Source organism: Allobosea sp. P4_C6, from assembly GCF_056402015.1.
On sequence record NZ_JBFUIF010000008.1, the window covers coordinates 80,250 to 104,107 of the forward strand.

24 protein-coding genes and 1 pseudogene are annotated in these 23,858 nt (G+C 67.4%); 14 read left to right on the plus strand and 11 right to left on the minus strand.

Features of this window, described 5'->3' with window-relative positions:
* Positions 1-52: 52 nt before the first annotated feature.
* Positions 53-448, minus strand: coding sequence for a 50S ribosomal protein L19 (rplS, locus tag AC1DVA_RS08090; protein WP_265054298.1), 396 nt, complete (start codon positions 446-448; stop codon positions 53-55).
* A gap of 203 nt (positions 449-651) precedes the next feature.
* Here rplS and AC1DVA_RS08095 point away from each other — a divergent pair, with 203 nt between their 5' ends.
* From AC1DVA_RS08095 to AC1DVA_RS08125, 7 genes are all read left to right on the plus strand, one after another.
* Positions 652-1,440 (plus strand): SDR family NAD(P)-dependent oxidoreductase, encoded by a 789-nt coding sequence (locus tag AC1DVA_RS08095; protein WP_265054297.1) that lies wholly within the window; start codon positions 652-654, stop codon positions 1,438-1,440.
* Positions 1,441-1,521: 81 nt separating this feature from the next.
* On the plus strand, positions 1,522-1,734 hold the full coding sequence (locus tag AC1DVA_RS08100) for a DUF4287 domain-containing protein (protein WP_476805575.1): 213 nt from the start codon (positions 1,522-1,524) through the stop codon (positions 1,732-1,734).
* Between the two features lie 106 nt (positions 1,735-1,840).
* Positions 1,841-2,452 (plus strand): DUF1254 domain-containing protein, encoded by a 612-nt coding sequence (locus AC1DVA_RS08105; RefSeq protein ID WP_476805576.1) that lies wholly within the window; start codon positions 1,841-1,843, stop codon positions 2,450-2,452.
* Complete coding sequence (locus AC1DVA_RS08110; protein WP_476805577.1) at positions 2,340-3,365, plus strand: DUF1214 domain-containing protein; 1,026 nt, start codon at positions 2,340-2,342, stop codon at positions 3,363-3,365. The genes AC1DVA_RS08105 and AC1DVA_RS08110 overlap by 113 nt, the downstream gene beginning before the upstream one ends.
* A gap of 245 nt (positions 3,366-3,610) precedes the next feature.
* Complete coding sequence (locus tag AC1DVA_RS08115) at positions 3,611-5,695, plus strand: elongation factor G (protein ID WP_265054294.1); 2,085 nt, start codon at positions 3,611-3,613, stop codon at positions 5,693-5,695.
* A 204-nt stretch (positions 5,696-5,899) separates the two neighbouring features.
* Positions 5,900-7,615, plus strand: a complete 1,716-nt coding sequence (locus AC1DVA_RS08120; RefSeq protein ID WP_476805578.1) for an AMP-binding protein — start codon at positions 5,900-5,902, stop codon at positions 7,613-7,615.
* Between the two features lie 110 nt (positions 7,616-7,725).
* Complete coding sequence (locus AC1DVA_RS08125; RefSeq protein WP_265054292.1) at positions 7,726-8,835, plus strand: sulfite oxidase; 1,110 nt, start codon at positions 7,726-7,728, stop codon at positions 8,833-8,835.
* A 276-nt stretch (positions 8,836-9,111) separates the two neighbouring features.
* On the opposite strand, the gene mtaB is transcribed toward AC1DVA_RS08125, so the two are convergent.
* Complete coding sequence (gene mtaB / locus AC1DVA_RS08130; protein ID WP_265054291.1) at positions 9,112-10,383, minus strand: tRNA (N(6)-L-threonylcarbamoyladenosine(37)-C(2))-methylthiotransferase MtaB; 1,272 nt, start codon at positions 10,381-10,383, stop codon at positions 9,112-9,114.
* Complete coding sequence (dapF, locus tag AC1DVA_RS08135; RefSeq protein ID WP_476805579.1) at positions 10,383-11,267, minus strand: diaminopimelate epimerase; 885 nt, start codon at positions 11,265-11,267, stop codon at positions 10,383-10,385. The genes mtaB and dapF overlap by 1 nt, the downstream gene beginning before the upstream one ends.
* A gap of 446 nt (positions 11,268-11,713) precedes the next feature.
* On the opposite strand from dapF, the gene AC1DVA_RS08140 reads away from it, so the two are divergent.
* Positions 11,714-12,319: a GyrI-like domain-containing protein gene (locus tag AC1DVA_RS08140; protein ID WP_476805580.1), complete on the plus strand. Its 606-nt coding sequence runs from the start codon at positions 11,714-11,716 to the stop codon at positions 12,317-12,319.
* A 173-nt stretch (positions 12,320-12,492) separates the two neighbouring features.
* Here the strand turns inward: AC1DVA_RS08140 and AC1DVA_RS08145 are convergent, their stop codons facing one another.
* The 5 genes and pseudogenes from AC1DVA_RS08145 to AC1DVA_RS08165 form a co-directional block, all read right to left on the minus strand.
* Entirely contained in the window at positions 12,493-13,551 is a 1,059-nt protein-coding gene (locus AC1DVA_RS08145) for an MBL fold metallo-hydrolase (RefSeq protein ID WP_265054875.1), read from the minus strand.
* 33 nt (positions 13,552-13,584) lie between these two features.
* Positions 13,585-14,191 (minus strand): annotated as a pseudogene (locus AC1DVA_RS08150) (class I SAM-dependent methyltransferase).
* A 19-nt stretch (positions 14,192-14,210) separates the two neighbouring features.
* The gene (locus AC1DVA_RS08155) at positions 14,211-14,837 is read right to left on the minus strand and encodes a LysE family translocator (protein ID WP_265054288.1); all 627 of its coding nucleotides are present in this window, start codon (positions 14,835-14,837) and stop codon (positions 14,211-14,213) included.
* A gap of 126 nt (positions 14,838-14,963) precedes the next feature.
* Positions 14,964-15,305: a hypothetical protein gene (locus AC1DVA_RS08160; RefSeq protein ID WP_265054287.1), complete on the minus strand. Its 342-nt coding sequence runs from the start codon at positions 15,303-15,305 to the stop codon at positions 14,964-14,966.
* A gap of 162 nt (positions 15,306-15,467) precedes the next feature.
* Complete coding sequence (locus tag AC1DVA_RS08165; protein ID WP_265054286.1) at positions 15,468-16,025, minus strand: CAP domain-containing protein; 558 nt, start codon at positions 16,023-16,025, stop codon at positions 15,468-15,470.
* Positions 16,026-16,466: 441 nt separating this feature from the next.
* Here AC1DVA_RS08165 and ffh point away from each other — a divergent pair, with 441 nt between their 5' ends.
* From ffh to trmD, 5 genes are all read left to right on the plus strand, one after another.
* Positions 16,467-18,038 (plus strand): signal recognition particle protein, encoded by a 1,572-nt coding sequence (gene ffh / locus AC1DVA_RS08170; protein ID WP_265054285.1) that lies wholly within the window; start codon positions 16,467-16,469, stop codon positions 18,036-18,038.
* Positions 18,039-18,087: 49 nt separating this feature from the next.
* Positions 18,088-18,456 carry a 30S ribosomal protein S16 gene (rpsP, locus tag AC1DVA_RS08175; protein ID WP_265054284.1) on the plus strand — a complete coding sequence of 123 codons (369 nt, stop codon included), beginning with the start codon at positions 18,088-18,090 and terminating at the stop codon, positions 18,454-18,456.
* A gap of 131 nt (positions 18,457-18,587) precedes the next feature.
* Positions 18,588-19,130: a ribosome maturation factor RimM gene (rimM, locus tag AC1DVA_RS08180; RefSeq protein ID WP_265054283.1), complete on the plus strand. Its 543-nt coding sequence runs from the start codon at positions 18,588-18,590 to the stop codon at positions 19,128-19,130.
* Positions 19,114-19,788: an HAD family hydrolase gene (locus tag AC1DVA_RS08185; RefSeq protein WP_265054282.1), complete on the plus strand. Its 675-nt coding sequence runs from the start codon at positions 19,114-19,116 to the stop codon at positions 19,786-19,788. The genes rimM and AC1DVA_RS08185 overlap by 17 nt, the downstream gene beginning before the upstream one ends.
* Positions 19,789-19,947: 159 nt before the next feature.
* Positions 19,948-20,667 carry a tRNA (guanosine(37)-N1)-methyltransferase TrmD gene (gene trmD, locus AC1DVA_RS08190; RefSeq protein ID WP_265054281.1) on the plus strand — a complete coding sequence of 240 codons (720 nt, stop codon included), beginning with the start codon at positions 19,948-19,950 and terminating at the stop codon, positions 20,665-20,667.
* A gap of 77 nt (positions 20,668-20,744) precedes the next feature.
* Here the strand turns inward: trmD and AC1DVA_RS08195 are convergent, their stop codons facing one another.
* Positions 20,745-21,116 (minus strand): rhodanese-like domain-containing protein, encoded by a 372-nt coding sequence (locus tag AC1DVA_RS08195; protein WP_265054280.1) that lies wholly within the window; start codon positions 21,114-21,116, stop codon positions 20,745-20,747.
* A 52-nt stretch (positions 21,117-21,168) separates the two neighbouring features.
* Entirely contained in the window at positions 21,169-22,371 is a 1,203-nt protein-coding gene (locus tag AC1DVA_RS08200) for a pyridoxal phosphate-dependent aminotransferase (RefSeq protein WP_265054279.1), read from the minus strand.
* Between the two features lie 161 nt (positions 22,372-22,532).
* Between AC1DVA_RS08200 and AC1DVA_RS08205 the strand changes: the two genes are divergently transcribed.
* Complete coding sequence (locus tag AC1DVA_RS08205) at positions 22,533-23,012, plus strand: YaiI/YqxD family protein (RefSeq protein ID WP_265054278.1); 480 nt, start codon at positions 22,533-22,535, stop codon at positions 23,010-23,012.
* 4 nt (positions 23,013-23,016) lie between these two features.
* On the opposite strand, the gene AC1DVA_RS08210 is transcribed toward AC1DVA_RS08205, so the two are convergent.
* Positions 23,017-23,826 carry a crotonase/enoyl-CoA hydratase family protein gene (locus AC1DVA_RS08210; RefSeq protein ID WP_476805581.1) on the minus strand — a complete coding sequence of 270 codons (810 nt, stop codon included), beginning with the start codon at positions 23,824-23,826 and terminating at the stop codon, positions 23,017-23,019.
* Positions 23,827-23,858: the final 32 nt, after the last annotated feature.

The window sequence follows — 23,858 nt, forward strand, 5'->3', positions numbered from 1 at the left end:
AAACGCGGTCCCGAAGGACCGCGTTCCAATCTTCTCGCGCTGAGGCTGCGGCTTACTTGCCGGCGGCCTTCTGGCCCTTGGCGGGCTTGGCATCGACGCGCTCGGCGATACGGGCCGACTTGCCGCGGCGATCGCGCAGGTAATAGAGCTTGGCGCGGCGCACCTTGCCCTTGCGGATGACCTTGATCGAATCGAGGTTCGGCGAGAACAGCGGGAAGACGCGCTCGACGCCCTCGCCATAGGAAATCTTGCGGACGGTGAAGCTCTGGTTGAGCCCGCCGCCGTTGCGGGCGATCACGACGCCCTCATAGGCCTGGACGCGGCTGCGCTCGCCTTCCTTGACCTTGACGTTGACCTGCACGGTGTCGCCGGGCTGGAACTGCGGAATCTCGCGGCCCTCGCTCAGCTTGGCAATCTGCTCCTGGTCGAGCTGTTCGATGATGTTCATGGGTCTCTCCATGGCCGTGTTCGCGTGTGGACACGCGGGCGTTACGGCGCGCTGTTTTCAGTTGAGTGCGGGGCCATACAGGACACCCGTGCATTTGTCGAGCGGCAATGCCGGCAAAGCGCGCCGGCGAGGAACCGCTTGTTGGCGACAATGGCGATATGCATAGCCTTGCCGGAACCGAGATACCAGCGGGACGACAGGCCATGACCGAGACGACCACGAAGACCGCCCTCGTCACCGGCGCCGCGCGCGGCATCGGGCTTGCCACCGCCAAGCGCTTCCTGACCGAAGGCTGGCAGGTCGGGCTGCTCGACATCGACGGGGCCGGTCTGGAGCGAGCGGCGGCGGAGATCGCCGAGCCGGAGCGGACGCTGGTGCTGCCCTGCGACGTGGCCGTGCCCGCGCAGCTCGAAGCGGCCTTCGCCGGGCTGACCAAGCGTTTCGGGCGGCTCGATGCGCTCGTCAACAACGCGGGAACCGCGGTGTTCAAGCCGCTGCTGGAAACGACCTATGAGGAGTGGCAGCGGGTGCTCGCGGTCAATCTCACCGGCCCGTTCCTGGCGACGCAGCTCGCCGCGCCGCTGATGGCCGACCATGGCGGCGGCGCCATCGTCAACATCACCTCGATCTCCGGCCTGCGCGCCTCGACCCTGCGCGTCGCCTACGGCACCTCGAAGGCGGGGCTGGCGCATCTGACCAAGCAGCAGGCGGCGGAGCTCGCGGGGCTCGGCATCCGGGTCAACGCGGTCGCGCCGGGCCCTGTCGAGACCGCGATGGCCAAGGCCGTGCACAGCGCCGAGATCCGCGCCGACTATCGCGACGCCATTCCGCTCGCCCGCTACGGGCGGGAGGAGGAATTGGCCGAGTCGATCTTCTTCCTGTGCTCGGACAAGGCGAGCTACATCACCGGGCAGGTGCTGGCCGTCGATGGCGGCTTCGACGCGGTCGGCATCGGTCTCGCCACGCTGCGCGGCGAGCGACGGAACCTGTAGGCGAGGTCGGTTGTGTCTTCATCCGGCGGTCTTCGTGTTGCCGCACAGGCGGGGCTGAGCAAAAAAGGAAATGAGGTCAAGATGTCTGCCGAAAAGGTCAAAGGCCCTGGCTCGTATTTCCCCTCTATCGAGAAGACCTACGGCCAGTCGATCGATCATTGGCTTTCGATCATCGATGGGATGAAGGAGAAGAAGCATTCCGAGATGGTCGCGGTGCTCAAGGCGGAGCACACGATGGGGCACGGCCATGCCAATGCGCTGGTGGCCCATTATCGCGCCGGCAATCCGGCCTGACGGACTGTGGCCTCGGTGGATCGGTCCAGTTTCCCGCCTATTCGGTCCTGAACAGTTTGCCGTTCGGCGGCGTGCGCAGGAGCCGCTGTCGCGGCGCGGCAGGCCATTGCCCCGCATCATCCCCAAAGCGGCGCGCGGGCGATGCGCTTGTAACCGTTACAGCATCGACAGGTCGGGGAGGCGTGCGAAGTTGCCGATCCAAGCCTTTGCGCGGGAGAGGACGATGCGGTTAAGCTGGTTTGGTGGCGCGATGCTGGCCCTGCACGGGCTTGCGGTTCAAGCTCAGACAGTCCCTGCGGACGAGCTGGCGCGCCGCAGCGTCGAACGGCGTGCGACAGAGGCCATGATCTGGGCCATGCCTGCGGTCAATACCGATCTGATGCTTCAGGAGGCTCTCAGCAAGACCAAGGCGAAGCCCAACGATATCGTCTTCTGGTCGCAGCCGGTGAACTGGAAGAACCAGACGCTGACGCCGAACCCGGATTCGATCTACTTCATGTCGTTCTGGAACGTGAAGGACGGCCCGGTCGTCATCCAGATTCCTCCGGCAAAGGGTGGATCGATCGCCGGCAACATCGTCACCATCTGGCAGATGCCGCTCGAGGATGCCGCCGGAAGGGGCGGACAGGGGCACAGGCGGCAAGTACCTGATCACGCCGCCGGGCTACAAGGGCAGGGTTCCGGCAGGCTATTTCCATCTGCCGTCCGACAGCTATAGCGGCTTTGCACTGCTGCGCGCCAATTTGCCGAGCCACAGCGCGGCGGACATCGCGAAATCGGTCGCCTATGGCAAGCAGGTCAGAATCTACCCGCTGTCGCGCGCCGCGAGCCCGCCGGCGACGAATTTCGTCGACGCCTATGACGTGATGTTCGACTCGACGATCAAGTACGACGCCAGCTTCTATCGCAACCTCGACCGCGTCGTGCAGAACGAACCCTGGCTGCAGCGCGACCGGGCGATGATCGACCAGCTCAAGACGCTCGGCATCGAGAAGGGCAAGCCCTTCACCCCCGATGCGAAGACGCAGGACGCTCTCGAGGCGGGCGCCAGGGAAGCCCGCGCGCTGCTCTCGCAGCGCTACGAGGCCGGGTTCCCCGTCATCAACCAGGGTATCCGCTGGTTTCCAGCCGCGATGCCAGAGGTCATCAAGGCGGTCCAGAACGGCTACGCCGATATCGACCTCTATCCCGTCGATGCGCGCGGCGTGACCTATACGCTCGGCTTCACCGGCATCAAGCGGATCGGTACCGCGCAGTTCTACCTGATGGCAAACAAGGACAAGGACGGCAACCCGTTCGACGGCGGCGCCAGCTACAGGCTGACCGTGCCGCCCAACGCGCCGGTGAAGCAATACTGGTCGGCGACGGTCTACGACCGGGAAACCCACGCCCTCGTCAAGAACATGAACCGGGCCAGCCTCGCCTCGATCGGCCCCGGGGTGCAGAAGAATCCGGATGGTTCGGTCGACGTGTTCTTCGGTCCACAGGCGCCGGCCGGCAAGGAAGCGAATTGGGTGCCGACCGACCCGAACCGCAAGTTCGAATTGCTGTTCCGGCTTTACGGACCGGAGAAGCCGCTCTTCGACAAGAGTTGGAAACTGCCGGATGCCGAGCGCCTGTCGCAGCCGTGAGGCCGCGCATGACGCCCTGTCGTCTCCTCCGCATCGTCGCAGCGCAGCAGACAATTCCCTTGCACCGACCGCGGAACGGCGCGAACCTTCCTGCACGATAGCCTCTCGACGGCCGCCCGACCTGCTCGGGCCGGTGCGACCGCCGCCCGACCGGCGTCTCGGCTTCGCTTTCCCGCCGCGCCGGCCTCCAGCCGCGCCGGAACGGGCTCCAGCCCTCCACGCGGCCCAACCCGCAGGAGGACGTCATGGCAGCACAGAACGGCAAGGGAGACGAAGCCCGCGGCACCCGACGCGCGGGGCCGCGATGCATCGCGATCGTCGGCCCCTTTCAGAGCGGCAAGACCACCTTGCTCGAAAGCATCCTGATGCGGTGCGGCGCGCTCTCGCGCACGGGCTCCGTCAAGGGCGGCAATACGGTCGGCGATGCCGCGCCCGAGGCCCGCGCCCACCAGATGAGCACGGAGCCCAGCGTCGCGACGGTCGATTTCCTCGGCGACATCTTCCATTTCATCGATTGTCCCGGCTCGGTCGAGTTCCTGCACGAGATGCGGCATGTCCTGCCGGTGGTCGATGCCGCCGTCGTGGTCTGCGAGGCGGATGACCGCAAGGCGCCGGCGCTGGAGCTCGTGCTGCGCGAGCTCGAGGAGGCCGACATTCCGCGCTTCCTCTTCCTCAACAAGATCGACACGGCCTCGCGCCGTGTGCGCGAGACGCTCGGCATCCTGCAGCGGGCGTCGCGCACCCCGCTGCTGCTGCGCCAGATCCCGATCTGGCAAAAGGGCATCGCCGTCGGCTTCATCGATCTCGCTCTGGAGCGGGCCTTCATCTATCGCGAGCATGCGCCGAGCGAGGTCGTGCCGCTGGCGATCGACGAGAGCGACCGCGAGAAGGAAGCGCGTTTCTCCATGCTCGAGCGGCTCGCCGATTACGACGACGAACTGATGGAGGAACTGCTCGGCGACATGGAGCCGCCGCGCGACCGCATCTTCGACGATCTCGCCCGCGAGCTGCAGCATCGCCATGTCGTGCCGGTGCTGATCGGCGCGGCGGAACGCGGCAATGGCGTGACGCGGCTGCTCAAGGCGCTCCGCCACGAGGCGCCGGGCCTGGCCGAGACGCGTGGGCGGACCGGTATCCTGCCGGAGGGACCGCCGCTCGCCCAGGTGATGAAGACCTGGCATTCGAGCCAGGGCGGCAAGCTCTCGCTGGCGCGGGTCATGCGCGGGCGCCTGGCCGAAGGGGATGTCGTGACCTCGTCTGCCGGGGTCGAGGCCCGCATCGCCGGCGTCCTGGCGCTGAAGGGCGCGGAGCAGAGCCGCAAGCCCGCGGCCGAGGAGGGCGAGGTCGCGGCCTTCGCCAAGCTGGAGGGGATCGAGACCGGCGATTCCTTCATGCTCGGCAAGCAGCGTGCAAGCGTCGTCAGCGCGATCGCGCCGCCCGAGGCGGTCCATGCCGTCGCGATCGCGGTGAAGGAACGCAAGGACGATGTCCGGCTTGCGGCCGCCCTGCAGCGATTGACCGAGGAGGATGCGGCGCTTTCGGTCACCCAGGTGCCGGAGCTCGGCGAGACCCGCTTGTCCGGCCAGGGCGAGATGCATCTGCGTGTCGCGCTGGAGAAGCTCGCGGGCCGCTATGGCGTGGCGGTGGCGAGCCGGCCGCCGCAGGTCGGCTACCGCGAAACCATCCGCGGCCAGGCCGGCGCACGGGGCCGGCACCGCAAGCAGAGCGGCGGCCATGGCCAGTATGGCGATGTCGTGATCGAGGTCGCGCCGCTGCCGCGCGGGGAGGGCATCCGCTTCGTCGACAAGATCGCCGGTGGCGTGGTGCCGCGCCAGTATATCGGCTCGGTCGAGGCCGGCATGCGGGATTTCTGCGACAAGGGGCCGCTCGGCTTCCCGGTCGTCGATCTCGCGGTCACGCTGACCGACGGCTCCTACCACACCGTCGATTCCTCCGACATGGCCTTCCGGCAGGCGGCGCGGCTGGCGATGAACGAGGCGATGCCGCAGGCGAAGCCCGTTCTGCTCGAGCCGATCCTGTCCGTCGATGTGGTCATTCCCTCGGAGGCGATGTCGCGCGCCTCCGCGCTGATCTCCGCCCGGCGCGGGCAGATCCTGGGCTATGACACGCGGCCCGGCTGGCGCGGCTGGGACCAGATCAGGGCGCTGGTTCCGGAGGCCGAGATGATGGGGCTGATCGTCGAGCTGCGCTCGGCCACCTCCGGTGTTGGCTCCTTCAGCGCTCGCTTCGATCATCTGGCCGAGCTTGCGGGCAAACCTGCGGAGGCGGTCGTCTCGGCCCACGCTCTGGCCGTGGCCCAGGGGCGCTGACGCCCGCGCCTTTCGCGAGAAAGCCGAACCGGAAGCCGTGCGGCTTCCGGTTTTGCTTGCTTTCGCCTCTTTCGAACAGTTTATATATGAACATTGCGGGGCGGATAGCCGGCGCTTGCGCCTTCGCCCGCCGTTCCGCACTCTATGACGATGACAAGGCTCGGAGCCGGCCACAGGCCGGTAACCGGGTGAGAGGGAGGGACGATGAACGCGATCGGCGCCACGCAGGCCAAGACTGATTCACGCCCGTGGCTTGCGCATTATCCGCCGGCGGTGCCGCCGGAGCTGGACGAAGCCAAGATCGGGACGCTGGCCGACCTGATCCGCTCCGCCTGCACGCGCTATGGCAGCCGGCCGGCCTTCGAGAGCTTCGGCAAGACGATCACCTTCGCCGAGACGCAGGCCGCGGCCGAGGCGTTCGCGGGATGGCTGCAGGCGCAGGGGCTGAAGAAGGGCGACCGCGTCGCGTTGATGATGCCGAACATCCTGGCCTATCCGGCGGCGATCTTCGGCACGCTGCTCGGCGGCTTCACCGTGGTCAACGTCAATCCGCTCTACACGGCGCGCGAGCTGACCCATCAGGTCAACGACGCCGGCGCGCGGGTGCTCGTGGTGATCGAGAACTTTGCCCATGTCGTCGAGGAGGCGAAGCCGAACCTGAAGATCGACTCCGTCGTCATCGCCACGGCGGGCGATCTGATGGGCTTCAAGGGCAAGATCGTCAATTTCGTCGCGCGGCGGATCAAGAAGGTGGTCAAGCCGTTCAACCTGCCCGAAGCGATTCCTCTCCAGCAGATCCTCCACGGCGGTGCGGCGATGACGCCCGTGGCCGTAGCGCCGGAGGATGTTGCGTTTCTGCAGTATACGGGCGGCACGACCGGCATCGCCAAGGGCGCGACGCTGACGCATCGCAATGTCGCGGCCAATGTCCAGCAGGCCGGCCTGTGGCTGGAGTGGATGCTGGAGCCGCCGCTCGGCCGCAGCGACTATCAGCACGTCATGGTGACGGCGCTGCCGCTCTACCACATCTTCGCGCTGACCTGTTGCTGCATGTTCCTGCTGCGGATCGGCGCCAAGAGCCTGCTGATCGCCAACCCCCGCGACATTCCCGGCTTCATCAAGACGCTGAAGGCGAGCCGCTTCACGCTCTTCTCCGGGGTCAACACGCTCTACAACGCCCTCGCCAACCATCCGGAGATCAAGGACGTCGATTTCACCGAGATGCGCTTCGCCGTCGCCGGCGGCATGGCGACGCAGGCCGCTGTCGCCAAGCACTGGAAGGCCGTGACCGGGCGGCCGATCATCGAGGGCTACGGGCTCTCGGAAACCTCGCCGGTCGCGACGATCAACCGACCCGACATCCAGGAGTTCAGCGGCACCATCGGCTATCCGATCCCCTCCACGCAGATCGCCATCCGCGACGCCGAGGGCAGCGACATGCCGCTGGGCGAGGCCGGCGAGATCTGCATCCGCGGGCCGCAGGTGATGGTGGGTTACTGGAACCGTCCGGACGAGACCGCCAAGGCGATGACGGCTGACGGCTATTTCCGCAGCGGCGACATCGGCGTGATGCTGCCGGACGGTCAGGTCAAGGTCGTCGACCGGATGAAGGACATGGTCCTGGTCTCCGGCTTCAACGTCTATCCGAACGAGGTCGAGGACGTGCTCGCCGCGCATCCGGGCGTGCTGGAATCGGCGGTGATCGGCCTGCCCGACGAGCATTCGGGCGAGGCGGTCACGGCCTTCGTCGTGCGCAAGGACCAGACCCTGACGGCGGATGAGCTGCGCGCCTACTGCAAGGAGAATCTGACCGGCTACAAGGTGCCCAAGCAGATCTTCTTCCGGGAGACCCTGCCGAAGACCAATGTCGGCAAGGTGCTGCGGCGGGCGCTCCGCGAAGAGGTCGTCGCCAAGCGCTGAGAGGCTGCGACGCGCGAGGCGGTCGACAGCCGGGGGAACAATGTGTCTTCTGTGCCGGCCGCCGCGGGGCTGAATCGCCGCCGCGGGTCCGCCACGGAGAAGATCGCCGTTTGCCTCGTCGTCTCGTCGAACTACCGCTGCTGCGCCGGCTGAAGCCCGGGCTCCATGTCTACGAGGAAGAGGCCCTGAACGCCGAGCCGGGGCTCGCGCTGCTCGACGAGTCGATCACGCCGATCGATTCCTTCTTCATCCGCAACAACGGCGAATTGCCCGAGATCGGCGACGAGCGCGAGTGGACGCTGACGATCGACGGTGAGGTCGAGCGGCCGACCGTCTGGACCGTCGCGGGGCTGCGCCAGCGCTTCGAGGAGGTCACGGTCACCGCCGTCCTCGAATGCGCCGGCAATGGCCGTTCGCAGTTCTCGCCGGCAACGGACGGGCTGCAATGGCGGCTCGGCGCCGTCGGCTGCGCGCGCTGGACCGGCGTGCGGCTGGCGGATGTGCTCGAACATGCGGGGCCGAAGCCGAGCGCCGTCTATACCGCGCATCATGCGCCCGACCGGCAGATCGGGAAGCCGGAGAAAGCTGCGCTCTCGCGCGGTCTGCCGATGGCCAAGGCGCTGGCCCCGGAGACGCTGATCGCCTTCGCGATGAATGGCGAGCCGCTGCCCCGCCTGCATGGCGGCCCGCTGCGGATCGTGGCGCCGGGCTATCCCGGCTCGGCCTGGCAGAAATGGCTCGACCGGGTCAGCCTGCGCCCCATCGAGCATGACGGCGAGAAGATGCGCGGGACGGATTACCGGCTTCCGATCCAGCCGATGCGCCCGGGCGATGCACTCGAACCGGCGAATTTCGCGGTGATCACCGATATGCCGGTGAAATCGCTGATCACGACGCCCGTCGATGGCTTCAGTGTCAAATCCGGCGAGCGTCTGACGGTCGGCGGCTTTGCCTGGAGCGGCGCCATTCCGCTCGCTTCGGTCCAGCTCTCCAGCGACGGCGGCGAGAGCTGGCAGGAGATACCATTGCAGCCGGGCGAGGGGGTCTTTGCCTGGCGGCGCTTCGAGACGGAGATTTCCGCCGAGCGGGCCGGCCCGTTCGTGATCATGGCGCGGGCGCACGACGTTGCCGGCAACAGCCAGCCTCTCGAAATTGTCTGGAATCCGCGCGGTTACTGCAATAATCAGGTGCAGCGCGTGCGCGGCTCCGCGGTTGCTTGAAGATTTGAACCTTTTTCGGCGCTGCCGCGTCTAATGTCCGGGCCCGCCGCTTCGGCAAGGCTCCGCCGCCCCGGTCTCTCCTCCTCCCTCCCATCGGCGACCGGGGCGGCTACTCCCATTCGCCAAAATCATAGCGCGCTGATCTTGTACGGAACCACGCCGTCATCCCGGGCTTGACCCGGGATCCATTCCGGAGCGCTTCCGTTGAAGGTTCAGGCATGGATCCCGGATCTCCGCTTCGCTGCGTCCGGGATGACATGCGTTTCAATTAAGAAGCTATGCCGCGAGAAGGGCCTTCCCATCGGCCGCGTGGCCGGTCACCGCCACGATCTCGCCCGCCGCGATGTCGCGATCGAAACGGACCAGGGTGAAATCCTCGGCCCGGCCGGTGTTGCCGCGCTCGGTCAGGACGCTGAGCGGCCGCCCGACGCGCTCGGCGAGGTGCCGCTCATGCGCGGCGCCCGCCGCCATCCGCAGACGCGCCGCCCGCTCGGCAACCACCGAGCCGGGCAATTGCGGCATGCGTGCCGCCGGCGTTCCGGGGCGGGCGGAATAAGGGAAGACATGGACGAAGCTCAGCCCGCATTCCTCGACCAGCGCGACGGAGCGGGCGAACATCGCCTCGTCCTCGGTCGGGAAGCCGGCGATGAGGTCAGCACCGAAGACGATATCGGGGCGCAGGGCGCGGATATCGGCGCAGAAGCGGACGGCATCTTCGCGGCTGTGGCGGCGCTTCATGCGCTTGAGGATGAGATCGTCGCCGGCCTGCAGCGATAGATGCAGATGCGGCATCAGCCGCGCTTCGGTCGCGAGCAGATCGCGCAATGTGTCGTCGACCTCGACGGCATCGATGGAGGAAAGGCGCAGGCGCGGCAGCTCGGGCAGGGCCCTCAGGATCGCCCGAGCGAGCGCGCCCAATGTCGGCTCATTCGGCAAGTCGCGCCCGTAACTGGTGAGGTCGACGCCGGTCAGCACGATCTCCTGTGCGCCTGCCTCCACCAAACGGCGGCACTGGGCGATCACGTCGCTCGCCGGCAGCGAGCGCGAATTCCCGCGGCCGAAGGGGATGACGCAGAAGGTGCAGCGGTGGTCGCAGCCGTTCTGGACCTGGACGAAGCCGCGCGTATGGCCGGCGAAGCGGCCCGTCACCGGCGCCCGCAGCGTCGTGCGCGCCATGATGTCGCCGACGTCGAGCTTGTCCTCGGCCGGAGCATCGGCGTTCCCGAGGCTGTTCGAGCGGACAAGCGCGGCCCAACTTTCCGGGCGCAGCTTCTCGTCATTGCCGAGAACCCGATCCGCCTCCGGCATCGCCGCAAAGCGTGTGGGCTCGATCTGGGCGGCGCAGCCGGTGACGATGACCGGGCGGTCGGGCTGCTCGCGCTTGAGACGGCGCACGGCCTGCCGCGCCTGCCGCGTCGCCTCGGCGGTCACGGCGCAGGAGTTGACGATGGCGGCGTGCTTCAGCCCGGCGGCATCCGCCTGGAGCTTCAGCGCCTCGCTCTCGACGATGTTGAGGCGGCAGCCGAAGGTGACGACCTCCAGCGGCATCAGGCGGCGCTCGCGAACAGCACCGGATCGAGCGTGCCTTCCCATTCGAACTCGACCGGGCCGGTCATGAGCACATGGCCGTCGCTCTCGCGCCATTCGATGGTGAGGTCGCCGCCCGGCAGGCTGACCGTGGCCTTGCGGGCGGAAAGTTCGCGCCGGACGGCCGCGACCAGCGCCGCGCAAGCGCCCGAGCCGCAGGCCTGGGTGATGCCGGCGCCGCGTTCCCAGACGCGCAGCACGATGTGATCGGGCGCCTTCACCGCCGCGAGCTCGATATTGGCGCGGTCGGGGAAGATGGGGTGGTTCTCGAGCAGCGGGCCGATCTGCTCGAGATTGTAGGCGTAGGGGTCCTCGACGAAGAAGACGGCGTGGGGGTTGCCCATATTCACGGCGCAGGGGGTGTGCAGGATCGGGTTGTCGATCGGGCCGATCTGCAATTCGAAGCGGCTGGTATCCTCAAATGGCTCGGCCAGCGGGATTTCGTCCCAGGCCAGGCGCGGCGCGCCCATGTCGACGGTGAATAGGGTCTCGCCGTCGCGGATCGTGGGCAGCAGGCCGGCCTTTGTCTGTAGGGCAAGGCGGCTCTTCGCGGGATCGCCCATCTCGGGATCGGCGATCATCGCCCAGGCGACGCAGCGCGTGCCGTTGCCGCAGGCGCCGGCCTCGGAACCGTCCGTATTGTAGATGCGCACGAAGGCGTCCGTGCCGGGCGTCACGGCGTCGTGCAGCACCATCAGCTGGTCGAAGCGGGCGCGGGGCTCGGAGGCGATGGCGCGGGCCTCGGCCTCGCTGACGCGATGCCTGGTGCCGCGCAGGTCGAGCACCGTGATCTGGTTGCCGAGCCCGTTCATTTTCAGGAACCGGCGATGAGCCAGAGCGTTCATTTGGTCACACGTCCCATGAATACGGGGTCTATGGCCGAGGCGACGTGAAAAAGCCACCCTCATCCCCGTTCCTGCGAGAAGGTGGACATTCTATGCTGCGCTCCAAGGGCGCGAATCGCGTGAAACTCAGGGCCGTGACAATGCGTGATTCTCGGCGGTATTCCCGGATTTGTGTTCTGGCGTTCGCCGGCATGGCGAGCGTATCCAGCAATATGGCTTTGGCGCAGGGGCGCGTGGCCCCGCCGAGCCCCGTCGAGTCAGCGCCGCTCGCGCCGCCGCCCGGCGCTGCCCCCGCGCAGGCTCCTTCGCCTGCACAAGTGCCTTCGGCTCCGGCTCAGACGCCGCCGACTGCTGTCCCCGAGGCGCAGCCCGGTCCGCAGCCGGTACAACCTGCTCCTTCGCTTCCCGGGCCGGTGACGCCCCAGCCTGTCCAGCCGGCACCATCCATGCCGCTAGAGCCGCAGCCGGTGCAGCCGCCGCCGACCCTGCCTGCGCCGGGCCAGCCGCTTCCGCCGGCTCCGTCGCAGCAGCAGACCGGTGTGCCCGATCCCAATGCGACGTTGGCGGGCAAGGGCTCCGACAGCAGCGATGTCGCCGAGGTGACTCTCGCGCCCAAGCCTGTCCTGACGATGTCGGGCCAGGCGACCTGGGACCAGGGGTTCCAGAAGCTGGCGGACAGCTTCAAGGCCCTGCGCGCCGAGGCCCAGAGAAGTGGGTTGGCGGTCGCCGGGCGCCCGCTCACGCTCTTCGTCGAGACGACCGATGACGGCTTCCGCTTCGATGCGATGCTGCCGGTCGCAATTCCCGCCGGTGGACAGGCGCCCTCGCTCAGCCCCGATTTCAGGATGGGGACGTCACCGGCAGGCCGCGCGTTCCGCTTCCTGCATCAGGCGCCCTATGACGACATCGACTCGACCTACGAGACGATCACCGCCTATCTCGAAGCGAAGAGCATTGTCGTGAAGGATTCCTTCCTCGAGGAATATGTCAGCGAGCTCAACGATCCCGGCGATCCGAACCTCGAAATCAACGTCTACGTGCAGCCGAAATAGGGGCTGAGTTTCCGGCGCGTCATTCCGGGGCGCGCCGAAGGCGTGAGCCCGGAACCCAGAACCGAAGCCGCCCATCGGAAGGGCCCTTGCGATCGAGGACTGTTGCGGAAAGCGCATCGTTTCCGGGTTCCGGGCTCATCGCTGCGCGATGCCCCGGAATGACGGCGCGGCGCCTACCCTATCCAGCTCAGCCCCGGCCGCATCGGCCTGAAGCGTTCTTCCGGCAGCCCGGCCTCAGCCAGCGCGGCCTTCAGCGCCGCGGGCGGGCGCTCTACGCCTTCGTCGGTGAGCTGGAACGTCCCCCAGTGATGGCCGATCGCCTGCTCGGCGCGGAGCGCCAGCATCACCTTCACGGCCTCGTCCGGGTTCATGTGGTTGTCGGACATGAACCAGCGCGGCTCGTAGGCCCCGATCGGCAGCACGGCGAGGCGGAACGGCCCGTGCTCGCGGCCAAGCCGCTCATAGAGCGAACCGTCGTGATAGCCGGTATCGCCGATGTGGAAGATCTTCGTGCCCGCAGCTTCGATAATGTAGGAGCACCACAACGCCATACGCCGGTCGAAGGCGCCGCGCGCCGACCAGTGGTAGCTCGGCACCAGCGTGACCGCGACGGTATCGGAGAGCTGCAGCCGCTCGTTCCAGTCATGCGCCTCGGTGCGTGCATCCGGGATGCGGGCCCTGACGATCGAGTCGTTACCGAGCGGCATGATCAGGCGCGGCCGATCGCGCTGGTGGAGGCGTGCCAGCGTCTCGATATCGAGATGGTCGTAGTGGTTGTGGGTGATGAGGACGGCGTCGATCGCCGGCAGGTCGTCGAAGGCGACGCCGGGCGCATTCACCCGCTTCGGCCCGATGAAGGAGAAGGGGCTGGCGCGCTCGGAATAGACCGGGTCGATCAGCAGGTTGAGGCCACCGACCTGATAGAGGAACGAGGCGTGGCCGAGATGGACGATGCGGGCGCCGTCGACGCGGGCCGGCGGCTTGTCCTGCGGTGGGGTGCCATAGGCTAGCGGGAAGGCCTCGCGCTCGCGCTTGCCGGTCTGCCAGCGCAGCACGTCGAGCAGACCCTTGCTGACGGTGCGCCCGTCGCTGAAGAGGACACCGTCGAAATGGTCGCTGACGGGGCCTTGATAATAAGGATTGCGGGAGCGGGAGATCGCCGCCCAGGCCGCGCCGGTCGAGGCCAGCAGGGCACCCAGGCCGAGGAATGAGAGAAGCTTGCGACGGTTCATGGCCAAGGAGAAGTAGGACGCCGCGACGCAGCGTCAAGCCTCCTGCGATTTGATCGCCAAGGCGTGAAGCCAGCGCGCGGCCATGCCGTCATAGCCCGAACCCATGTCTTCCTCGATCCGCAGAGATTGCCAGCGAGGCTTCTCGCCGAAGGCCAGCTGCAACTCGTCGGTCGAGAGATAGTTGAAATAGCGCCCGAGACCGTCCCGCCCCTCTGCCTCTCCCGCCTTGAAGCTGGCATAGAGGATTCCGCCCGGCCGCAAGGCGTCATGGATGCGGTCTATGATGCCGGGCAGGGCCGGGCGCGGCGCATGCAGAAGGCAGGCATGCGCCCAGATGCCGTCATAGGCCTCGACCTCGTCCAACTGCTCGAAAAGCAGCACACCGACCGGGCGGCCGAGCCGCTGCTCGGCCTGTTGTGCCAGCTCCGGCGAACCATCGGTCGGAAACAGGTCGAAGCCGCGCCAGCATCGCCTCGCTGTCCTGGCCGCCGCCGCAGCCGAGCTCGAGGATGCGGGCGCCGGGGCGTAGCGTCCTGGCGAAAAGATCGATCCGTCGGTGCTCCGGCTCGCGCTTCCGCGCGGCGTAGGCTTCCGCCTCGGCGGCGTAGAAGCCGAGCGTCGACAGGTCTTTCGCCGTCATGGTCGCGGAGGCCGTTCGTTCAGTTGCTGCCGGAGCGGATCGCCACCGTCGCGACGCCGGCGCCGATCAGCAGCGTGCCGCCGGCCTTGTTGAAGAGCCCGATCGCGCGGGGATCGCTGACGACGGCGCGGGCGCGGGAGGCGACCAGCGCGTAGCCCATGGCATTGGCGAAGGCGAGGCCGATGAAGGTCGCCTCGAAGATCAGCATCTGCGTCCAGAAATCGCCCTTCGTGTCGAGGAACTGCGGCAGGAAGGCCACGAAGAAGGTGATGCTCTTGGGGTTGAGCGCCGTCACCAGCCAGGCATGGCCGAGCATCTTCCAGGCGGGGGCGGCATCCTCTCGCGGCTTGGCGTCGAGCGTGCCGCCGGCCCGGAACAGCTTGATGCCCAGCCAGATGAGATAGGCAGCGCCGATCCATTTCAGCGCGGTGAAGACCATGGCGGAGGTGGCGAGCAAGGCGCCGATGCCGAGCATGGAGAGCGTCATCGCCGTGAAATCGCCGAGCGCGACGCCCACGGCGATCGGGAAGGCGGTGCGCCAGCCCTGGCCGAGCGCATAGGAGATAACGAGGAGGATCGTCGGTCCGGGAATGACCAGGAGGACGGCGGTGGCGGCGGCGAAGGCGGCCCAGGCTTCGAAGGTCATGATGGGAGGCTCCGTAAAAACCAGAGCCATCACCAAATGCGGTCTCTTGTAAAGAGCCGGGCCCCAGGATTGGAAATCGGTGCCCGGCGTTTTCGGCGAGCCCCGTGTTCTCGGGCTCGCGATGGCTCAGCGCGCGCTGTCGAGGAAGTCGCAGAGGGCTGTCCGGACAGCTCCTTCCGGCGACATCTGGCCGGGTTGCACGGTGAAGGCGATGTCGACGCGCGTGCCGGTCGGCTGCTTGCGCGTGGTCACTTTCAGGAGCTGCGGACGGCCGGAGCCGGTCACCTCCTGTATCGCGGAGATCGTGCCGCTGGCCTTGTCGGTGCGGATGTCCATGAAGTCGCCATCGGCCTGGATCGCCCTGGCGATCGCGGGCAGCACAGCGGCCGGCGGCTTCTTGAAGAGATCCCAGGTCTTGTAGGTAATCTGCGAGACCATCGGCACGCCGGCAGAGTTGAAATTCGTCACGCAAGGCTGTGCCTGACCCACAGTCACGCCTGCGATCAGCAACGGGGCAGCTAGAGCGAATGCTATTCCAGACAATTTGGCCATTGCAGTATGTATCCTCTTTGAAAAGGACGTCATTGCTAGCCGCAAGGGCCACGGCCTGTCATCTCGGAATTTCGCTCGTCAACGCCTTTGGACGGGTACGAGCGGCCCGGTGTCGAGCGTGACGCGCCGCTCGGGGTCGGCGGCGACCACCAGCACCCACCAGGCCCCGTAGCTCGTGCGCGGATCCTTGGCGAGGGCGATACCGTAACGGGTCGCCTCCTTCATCAGGAGATTGGCGTTGTGGCCAGAGGACTGGCGCCAACCGGCGAAGGCTTCCTCGGTCGAGAAGTAGCCGCCGCCGAGATTCTCGGCCGCCCGGGCGCTGTCGATGCCCGCAGCCTGCACGCGCGCGCCGAAGCTGCCGCCGGCATCATGCGAGAGCGCATTTTGCGCGGCCATCGCATCGGCCTGGCGCTGCGCCATCGCCATCAGGCGCGGATCGGGCTTGACCGGGCCGAGGCCGTTGCTGGCGCGATAGGCGTTGAGGATGCGCCCCGCCGATGCCGGATCGAGCGAGACGGCGGCGATCTTCTCGACTGTCCTGGGATTCGGCGGACCGTCTTGGCGCGGACCGCCGGCACAGGCCGCGAGCAGACAGGACAGGGCCAGGAGAGCGAGGACGGAGGAGCGTTTCATGGACCAGCATCGTTGCGAACAGGGAGGCGAGCGATGCCGCCCGATATGGGCCTTTCTGGGGCCGAAAGACCTCAGCCGCACCGCGCGCCGTCGATAACCCGGCAGAAGGCCTTGCGGACTAGAATCCCCCGGCGATCGGCCCGGTCTGGAAGACGCAGGACTGGGCACAGGAATGCGGCAGCGCGCATGAAATTGCAACCAGGGGGTGCGGCCAGCCGGCACGCATTCCCCCAAAACTTGACTTTCGCCATGGTCTTCGGCTTTAAGACCGCATTCGTTTCGCCGACATCGCCGAAACCACATCCGCCGACCGGGCCGCGCCTAGCGCTTCCATGAGCCCGGAGGTCAACGCCCGACAGCGCGTCTGCGCCCTCGGGCGCGAAACCGTTTGGCGATGAGGCTCGGCCGTGAAGGCTTCTTGAGGCAAGCAGGCAGGTCCGCATGTTCGGCACGCTCAGCGACAGACTCTCAGGCATCCTCTCGGGGCTGACCCGCCGGGGTGCGCTGACCGAGGAGGATGTCAACGCCGCGCTGCGCGAGGTTCGCCGTGCGCTGCTGGAGGCCGACGTCGCGCTCGAGGTCGTCCGCAGCTTCACCGACAAGGTGCGCGAGCGGGCCGTCGGCGCCGAGGTTCTGAAGTCGATCACGCCCGGCCAGCAGGTCATCAAGATCGTCAACGACGTCCTGATCGACACGCTCGGCGGGGAGGGCGAGGGCATCGGCTTCGACGCCGTGCCGCCGGTGCCGATCCTGATGGTGGGTCTGCAGGGCTCCGGCAAGACGACCTCGACCGCGAAGATCGCCAAGCGGCTGACGGAGCGGAACAAGAAGAAGGTGCTGATGGCGTCGCTCGATACGCGACGCCCGGCCGCCATGGAACAGCTCGCGGTGCTCGGCACCCAGGTCGGCGTGCAGACGCTGCCGATCGTCGCCGGCCAGTCGGCCGTGCAGATCGCGAAGCGCGCCATCGAGGCGGCGCGGCTGGGCGGCTACGACGTCGTCATGCTCGACACCGCCGGCCGCGTCACGCTCGACGACACGCTGATGGCCGAGGTCGCCGAGGTGAAGGCCGCGACGAACCCGCACGAGGTGCTGCTGGTCGCCGATGCGCTGACCGGCCAGGATGCGGTCAACACCGCGCGCGCCTTCGATGCCCGCGTTGGCCTCACCGGCATCGTGCTGACCCGCATGGACGGCGATTCGCGCGGTGGCGCGGCGCTCTCGATGCGCGCCGTCACCGGCAAGCCGATCAAGCTGGTCGGCACCGGCGAGAAGGTCGGCGAGCTCGAGGATTTCCATCCCTCGCGCGTCGCGAACCGCATCCTCGGCATGGGCGATATCGTCAGCCTCGTCGAGCGCGCGGCCGAGACGATCGATGCCGAGCAGGCGCAGGCGACTGCGCAGCGCATGGCGAAGGGCCAGTTCGACCTCTCCGACATGCGCGCGCAGCTTCAGCAGATGGAGAAGATGGGTGGCATCGGCGGCGTGATGGGCATGCTGCCCGGCATGAAGCAGGCCCAGTCTCAGCTCGCCAGCGCGGGCGTCGGCGACAAGATGTTCAAGCGCATGATCGCCGCGATCGATTCGATGACGCCGGCCGAGCGCAAGAACCCCGACCTGCTCAAGAACAGCCGCAAGAAGCGCATCGCGGCCGGTTCCGGCACCTCGGCCGAGAGCATCAACAAGCTGCTCAAGATGCATCGCGGCATGGCCGACGCCATGAAAATGATGAGCAAGCAGAAGGGCGGCATGCTCGGCAAGCTCGGCAGCATGTTTGGGCTCGGCGGCGGTCTTCCCGCCGGCATGCCCGACCCGTCGAAGATGGATCCTGCCCAGCTCGCCGAACTGCAGAAGCAGCTCGGCGCGGGCGGTGGCTTGCCGTCGATGCCCCCTGGCGGTTTCCCAGGGCTTCCGAAGGGCATCACGCCCCCGGCCGGCATGATGCCGAAGCTGCCGGGCCTCGGCGGCGGCGGGCTGCCCGGGCTGGGCGGACCGTTCGGCAAGAAGAAGTAGCCTTCACCATTCAACACGACTTCAAACTTCAAACCAAAGGAAGAAGACAATGTCCCTCAAGATTCGCCTGACCCGCGGCGGCGCCAAGAAGCGCCCCTACTATCGCATCGTCGTCGCCGACGCCCGCTCGCCGCGCGATGGCCGCTTCATCGAGAAGATCGGCTCCTATGATCCGATGAAGCCGAAGGATTCGGCCGAGCGCGTCGTTCTCGACCTCGAGAAGGTCCAGTCCTGGCTCGCCAAGGGCGCCCAGCCGACCGACCGCGTGCTGCGCTTCCTCGATGCCGCCGGCATCGCCAAGCGCCCGGCCCGCAACAACCCGAACAAGGCCGTTCCGGGCGAGAAGGCCAAGGAGCGCGCCGAGAAGAAGGCCGAGAAGGCTGCTGCCCCGGCCGCCGAAGCCTCCGCCGAGGCGTGAGCTTGTCTTGAAGACGGGGCTCCGTCATTCCGGGCGACCGAAGGGAGACCCGGAATCCATCGTAGAGCGTCACCGCCCTTCGATGGATTCCGGCGCTGCGCCGCTTTGCGGCTTGGCCGGAATGACGAGCCATGTCTGACAATCAACTCATCCTGCTCGGTATCGTCGGCGCGCCGCATGGCGTGCGCGGCGAGGTCAGGATCAAGACCTTCACCGGCGATCCGCTCGCGATCGCCGGTTACGGCCCGCTGGTCGACCGCAAGGGCCGAACCTACGAGATCGATGACGTCCGCCCCGCCAAGGAGGTGGTCGTCGCTCGGCTCAAGGGCGTGACGACCCGCGAGCAGGCGGAAGCGCTGAACGGCGTCGAGCTGCTCGTCGCGCGCGACAAGCTGGCCGCGAGCGAGGATGAGGATGAGTTCCTGCATGCCGATCTGATCGGTTGCACCGTCATCGGCCCCGATGGGGCGACGCTCGGAACCGTCACGACGGTCGAGAATTACGGCGCGGGCGACCTGCTCGATGTCGAGACGCCGGACGGGCGCTCGGTGCTGATACCCTTCACCAAAGCTGTCGTGCCGCGCATCGACATCGCCGCAAGGCGGATCGAGGCCGAGCCGCCGGCTGGATTGTTCGAACCCGACGACGGTCAACCAGATGATGCCAAGCGATAAGCCGGCCCGCGCGCTGATCTTCGACATGGACGGCACCATCGTCGACAACATGCGCTTCCATGACGATGCCTGGGAAAGCTGGCACGTCAGCAACAGCCTGCCATTCGACCGCAACACTTTTGCCGCGCGCACTGCCGGCATGGCCGGCAACGAGATCATCTCCTCCTATTTCCCGCAGGCGGCCGTCGCCGAGCTGGACGCGATGAGCGATTCCAAGGAGGCGCTCTATCGGGAGGCCTACCTGCCGCATGTCGCCGCAAACGCCGGCTTCCTCGACCTGATCGCGCGCGCCGAAGCGGCCGGCATCCCGATGGCGGTGGCGACCGCCGCGCCGCCAGCGAATATCGAGGTGGTGCTCGACACGCTCGGCCTGCGCCAGCGCTTCGCCACCATCGTCTCGCCGAGCCAGGGTTTCCGCGGCAAGCCGCATCCGGACATGTTCCTGGCCGCGGCCGAGCGCATGAAGGTTCAGCCCGCCGACTGCATCGTCTTCGAGGATGCGCCGCTGGGTGTCGAGGCCGCGCATCGCGCCGGCATGCGCGCCATCGCCTTGCTCACGATGCTCGATGCCGGCGGCTTCGCGGCCTATGGCAACCTGATCGCCTCGGTTCGCGATTTCACGGCGCTGGACGGGTTGCCGGCACTGCGCTTCAGTTAGCTTCCAATCGGTGTGTCGTCCCGGACAAGCGGCGCAGCCGCGCCAATCCGGGAACCATGCCTGAACTCTTTTCGATTACGCTCAGGCATGGATCCCGCGTTTGCGCTTCGCTTCGCACGGGATGACGGCGGTTTTTCAAACGCTGGACTGGACTAAGCCATGCCCTTCCATGCCTCGATCCTGACGCTCTACCCGGAGATGTTTCCGGGCCCGCTGGGCATCTCGCTGGCGGGCGAGGGGCTGCGCAAGGGCTTGTGGGCGCTCGATGCGCACCAGATTCGCGAGCACGGCATCGGCCGCCATCGCAATGTCGACGACAACCCGGCCGGCGGCGGCGCCGGCATGGTGCTGCGCTGCGACGTGCTGGCGGCGGCGATCGATGCCGCCGTGCCGGCCGAGGATGAACGCCCGCGCCTGCTGATGTCTCCGCGCGGGCGGCCGCTTCAGCAGCGCCAAGTGCGCGAATGGGCTGATGGCCCCGGCCTCGTCATCATCTGCGGGCGCTTCGAGGGCGTCGACGAGCGCGTCATCGAGGGGCGCAACCTGATCGAGGTCTCGATCGGCGACTACATCCTCTCCGGTGGCGAGATGGCGGCGCTGACGCTGCTCGATGCCTGCGTGCGCCTCATTCCCGGCGTGATGGGCAAGGAAGCCTCGGGCGAGGACGAGAGCTTCGAGAACGGCCTGCTCGAATATCCGCACTACACCCGCCCGCGCGAATGGGAAGGCAGGGGCCTGCCGGAGGCGCTGCTCTCCGGCGACCATGCCCGCATCGCGAAATGGCGACGCCAGCAGGCGGAGACGATCACGCGGGAGAGAAGGCCGGACCTGTTGAATCCTTCTCCCCGCGGGGGAGAAGGTGGCAGCGCGAAGCGCTGACGGATGAGGCAAGGCCGGCGATGACGGCCCTCATCCGTCTGCTTCGCAGACACCTTCTCCCCGAAGGGAGAAGGATTCTACGGCGGCGTCAGTGGCAGCTTCTCGGCCAGCCACCCACCCGGCCCAAGCACGCCGCCCCGCACCGCCGCGAGATCGCGCCAGCCGCGTCCGGCCAGCTTCTGCGCGACGGCCACGGCCTGCGCGCCGGTGCGGTCGATCAGCGCGATGCGCTTGCCGGGATTGTCGAGGCGAAGCCCGGCGAGGCGGACCTCGAAGGCCGGCGCATCGGCATCGAACGCTAGGGCGCCCTGCGGCAGGCCGGTATCGGCCCATTCCTCCGCGCTGCGGATATCGATCAGCAGGATTCGCTTTGCCTGAGCGGCTTCAAACGCTTCGCGCGGGGAGAGGGTGTTCGCGCTCTGCCCGAAAACGAAAGAGGCCGGGAGCACGAGGCTCCCGGCCAGAAAGATTCGGCGCGTTGCGGCGCCGGTCGCCATCGTCTCAGCGCAGCTCGGCGCAGAAACGCTGGATGCGGCGGCAGGCCTCTTCCAGCTTCTCGTCCGAGGTGGCGTAGGAGATGCGGAAGTTCGGGCCGAGACCGAAGGAGGAGCCGTGCACGGCCGCGACGGCTTCCGTCTCCAGCAGGCCCATCACGAGATCCTCATCGGTCTCGATCACCTTGCCGCTCGGCAGCTTCCTGCCGATCAGCTCCGAGCAGTCGGGATAGACGTAGAAGGCGCCTTCCGGCACCGGGCACTTCAGGCCGCGGGTCTGGTTCAGCATGGAAACGACGAGGTCGCGGCGGCGCTCGAACGCCTTCCTGAAGACCGGGATGTGATCCTGCGTGCCGTCGAGAGCTTCGACCGCGGCCCATTGCGAGATCGCCGAGGTGCCCGAGGTCTGCTGGCCCTGGACCAGGTCCATGGCGTTGATGAGCTGCTGCGGGCCAGCGGCGTAGCCGATACGCCAGCCGGTCATCGCATAGGACTTCGAGACGCCGTTCATGGTCAGCGTGCGCTCGTAGAGGGCGGGCTCGATCTGCGCCGGCGTGACGAACTGGAAGTCGCCATAGACGAGGTGCTCGTACATGTCGTCGGTCAGGATCCAGACATGGGGATGGCGCATCAGCACATCCGTGAGCTTCTTCATCTCGGCGTGGCTGTAGGCGGCGCCCGAGGGGTTCGACGGCGAGTTCAGGATCACCCACTTGGTCTTGGGGGTGATCGCCTTCTCGAGGTCTTCCGGCTGCAGCTTGAAGTCGTTCTTGAGATAGGTCTCGGCGAAGGTCGCCGTGCCGCCGCAGAGCGCGACCATCTCGGGATAGCTGACCCAGTAGGGCGAGACGCAGATCACCTCGTCGCCGGGGTTCAGCGTGGCGAGCAGCGCGTTGTAGATGACGTGCTTGCCGCCGGTCGAGACGATGGTCTGGCTCGCCTTGTAGTCGAGGCCGTTCTCGCGCTTGAATTTGCGGGCGACGGCCTCGCGCAGCTGCGGGATGCCGGAGACCGGGGTGTACTTGGTCTCGCCGCGCCGGATCGCGGCGATGGCCGCTTCCTTGATATTGTCCGGCGTGTCGAAATCGGGCTCGCCGACGGAGAGCGAGATCACGTCCTTGCCCTGGGCTTTCAGGTCGCGGGCCTTCTGCGTGATCGTGATGGTCGCTGAGGGCTTCACGCGCTTCAGGGCATCGGCAAGAAAGGCCATGGGACTGATCTCCGGGGAGCGGAAAGGATGCGCCGCAGCAGGCGCGCGCGTGGTCTATGACCTGCCGGCCATGATCGCAAGCGCAACTGCTTGATGTTTTGCAGAAGCGTCATGAATTTCCGCCGTTTGATCCCGCAGCCCGAGCATGCGAAGGCCGGGGAATGACGAGCACAGCCGCAACCATCGCGATCTATGTCGATGCCGATGCCTGCCCGGTGAAGCCGGAGATCTACCGCGTCGCCGAGCGCCACCGGGTCAAGGTCTTCGTCGTCGCCAACAGCTTCATCAACGTGCCCCGCGAGCCATGGATCGAACGCGTGACGGTCTCTGGCGGCTTCGATGCGGCCGATGACTGGATCGCCGAGCGCGTCGGACGCGGGTCGATCGTCGTGACGGCCGACATCCCGCTGGCCGATCGCTGCATCAAGGCTGGCGCCGACGTCATCGGGTCGACCGGCAAACCGTTCACAGAGGCCTCGATCGGCATGGCGTTGGCGACGCGGGACATGATGGAGGACCTGCGGGCGATGGGCGCGGCCAGCGGCGGGCCGAAGCCGTTCTCGCCGAAGGATCGCTCAGCCTTCCTGCAGGCGCTCGACCTCGCGATCCAGCGCTTGAAGCGGGCCGGGCTCGCGCCCTGACGCGTCAGATTTCCGAGAAATCGCCGCCGCGTCCCTTCCCGGCGGCGAAACGGCCGGCACCGGCCGCGCCTTCCGTCGTGATGGTGTGGACGCCTTGTTTCCATTCCTGTTCGAGCGCGGTCCTGACGCTCAGGCCATGTCCGGCGATGGCGCTGGCGCGGTCGGCGCGGACGGCGCCCTGCGGGAAGCGCGCGATCTCCTGTGCCATCGCCTCCGCGACGGCGCGTGCCTGCCCCTTTGGCGCGACCTTCTCGCACAGGCCGATGCGCAGGGCTTCGTCGGCTTCGACCTTCCGGCCGGTCATGATGATCTCGAGCGCGCGGCCCTGGCCGACGAGGCGCGGCAGGCGGACCGTGCCGCCATCGATCAGCGGAATGCCCCAGCGTCGGCAATAGACGCCGAAATAGGCGTCCTCCGCCATCACGCGGACGTCGCACCACAGCGCCAACTCCATGCCGCCGGCCACGGCAGGGCCTTCGACCGCGGCAATCAGCGGCTTGCTCATCTCCAATCGCGAGGGGCCCATCGGGCCGCGCGGCTCCGCACCGGCGGGCGGAAAGGCGAGGCTCTCGACGATCTCGCGTTCGAAACGCTCGGCATCGGTGAAGGCCTGGGCGTATTTCAGGTCCCAGCCGGCGCAGAAGGCGCCGCCTTCGCCCCAGAACACGATCGCGGCGGTCTCCTCATCGCCGTCGAGTTCGAGGAAGGCGCGTGTCAGCGCCTCGGCGCTCTCGGGGTCCATGGCGTTGCGCGCTTCCGGCCGGCTGTGGACGACCGTCGCGACCTTGCCCTGCCTCTCGATGCGTACCGTCATCGGCTGTCCTCCTCTGTTCATGGCGCAGGCTA

What these genes read in the sequence shown, in the direction of transcription:
- AC1DVA_RS08155 (WP_265054288.1), bottom strand. Translation starts at nt 14,837, where the DNA reads ATGACCTTCGAAGCCTGGGCCGCCTTCGCCGCCGCCACCGCCGTCCTC.
- AC1DVA_RS08165 (WP_265054286.1), bottom strand. Translation starts at nt 16,025, where the DNA reads ATGAAACGCTCCTCCGTCCTCGCTCTCCTGGCCCTGTCCTGTCTGCTC.
- mtaB (WP_265054291.1), bottom strand. Translation starts at nt 10,383, where the DNA reads ATGCCGCTGGAGGTCGTCACCTTCGGCTGCCGCCTCAACATCGTCGAG.
- AC1DVA_RS08100 (WP_476805575.1), top strand. Translation starts at nt 1,522, where the DNA reads ATGTCTGCCGAAAAGGTCAAAGGCCCTGGCTCGTATTTCCCCTCTATC.
- AC1DVA_RS08205 (WP_265054278.1), top strand. Translation starts at nt 22,533, where the DNA reads ATGACGAGCACAGCCGCAACCATCGCGATCTATGTCGATGCCGATGCC.
- rpsP (WP_265054284.1), top strand. Translation starts at nt 18,088, where the DNA reads ATGTCCCTCAAGATTCGCCTGACCCGCGGCGGCGCCAAGAAGCGCCCC.
- AC1DVA_RS08110 (WP_476805577.1), top strand. Translation starts at nt 2,340, where the DNA reads ATGCCGCCGGAAGGGGCGGACAGGGGCACAGGCGGCAAGTACCTGATC.
- AC1DVA_RS08145 (WP_265054875.1), bottom strand. Translation starts at nt 13,551, where the DNA reads ATGAACCGTCGCAAGCTTCTCTCATTCCTCGGCCTGGGTGCCCTGCTG.
- ffh (WP_265054285.1), top strand. Translation starts at nt 16,467, where the DNA reads ATGTTCGGCACGCTCAGCGACAGACTCTCAGGCATCCTCTCGGGGCTG.
- AC1DVA_RS08185 (WP_265054282.1), top strand. Translation starts at nt 19,114, where the DNA reads ATGATGCCAAGCGATAAGCCGGCCCGCGCGCTGATCTTCGACATGGAC.
- AC1DVA_RS08095 (WP_265054297.1), top strand. Translation starts at nt 652, where the DNA reads ATGACCGAGACGACCACGAAGACCGCCCTCGTCACCGGCGCCGCGCGC.
- rplS (WP_265054298.1), bottom strand. Translation starts at nt 448, where the DNA reads ATGAACATCATCGAACAGCTCGACCAGGAGCAGATTGCCAAGCTGAGC.
- AC1DVA_RS08115 (WP_265054294.1), top strand. Translation starts at nt 3,611, where the DNA reads ATGGCAGCACAGAACGGCAAGGGAGACGAAGCCCGCGGCACCCGACGC.
- rimM (WP_265054283.1), top strand. Translation starts at nt 18,588, where the DNA reads ATGTCTGACAATCAACTCATCCTGCTCGGTATCGTCGGCGCGCCGCAT.
- dapF (WP_476805579.1), bottom strand. Translation starts at nt 11,267, where the DNA reads ATGAACGCTCTGGCTCATCGCCGGTTCCTGAAAATGAACGGGCTCGGC.
- AC1DVA_RS08140 (WP_476805580.1), top strand. Translation starts at nt 11,714, where the DNA reads ATGCCGCTAGAGCCGCAGCCGGTGCAGCCGCCGCCGACCCTGCCTGCG.
- trmD (WP_265054281.1), top strand. Translation starts at nt 19,948, where the DNA reads ATGCCCTTCCATGCCTCGATCCTGACGCTCTACCCGGAGATGTTTCCG.
- AC1DVA_RS08200 (WP_265054279.1), bottom strand. Translation starts at nt 22,371, where the DNA reads ATGGCCTTTCTTGCCGATGCCCTGAAGCGCGTGAAGCCCTCAGCGACC.
- AC1DVA_RS08210 (WP_476805581.1), bottom strand. Translation starts at nt 23,826, where the DNA reads ATGACGGTACGCATCGAGAGGCAGGGCAAGGTCGCGACGGTCGTCCAC.
- AC1DVA_RS08120 (WP_476805578.1), top strand. Translation starts at nt 5,900, where the DNA reads ATGAACGCGATCGGCGCCACGCAGGCCAAGACTGATTCACGCCCGTGG.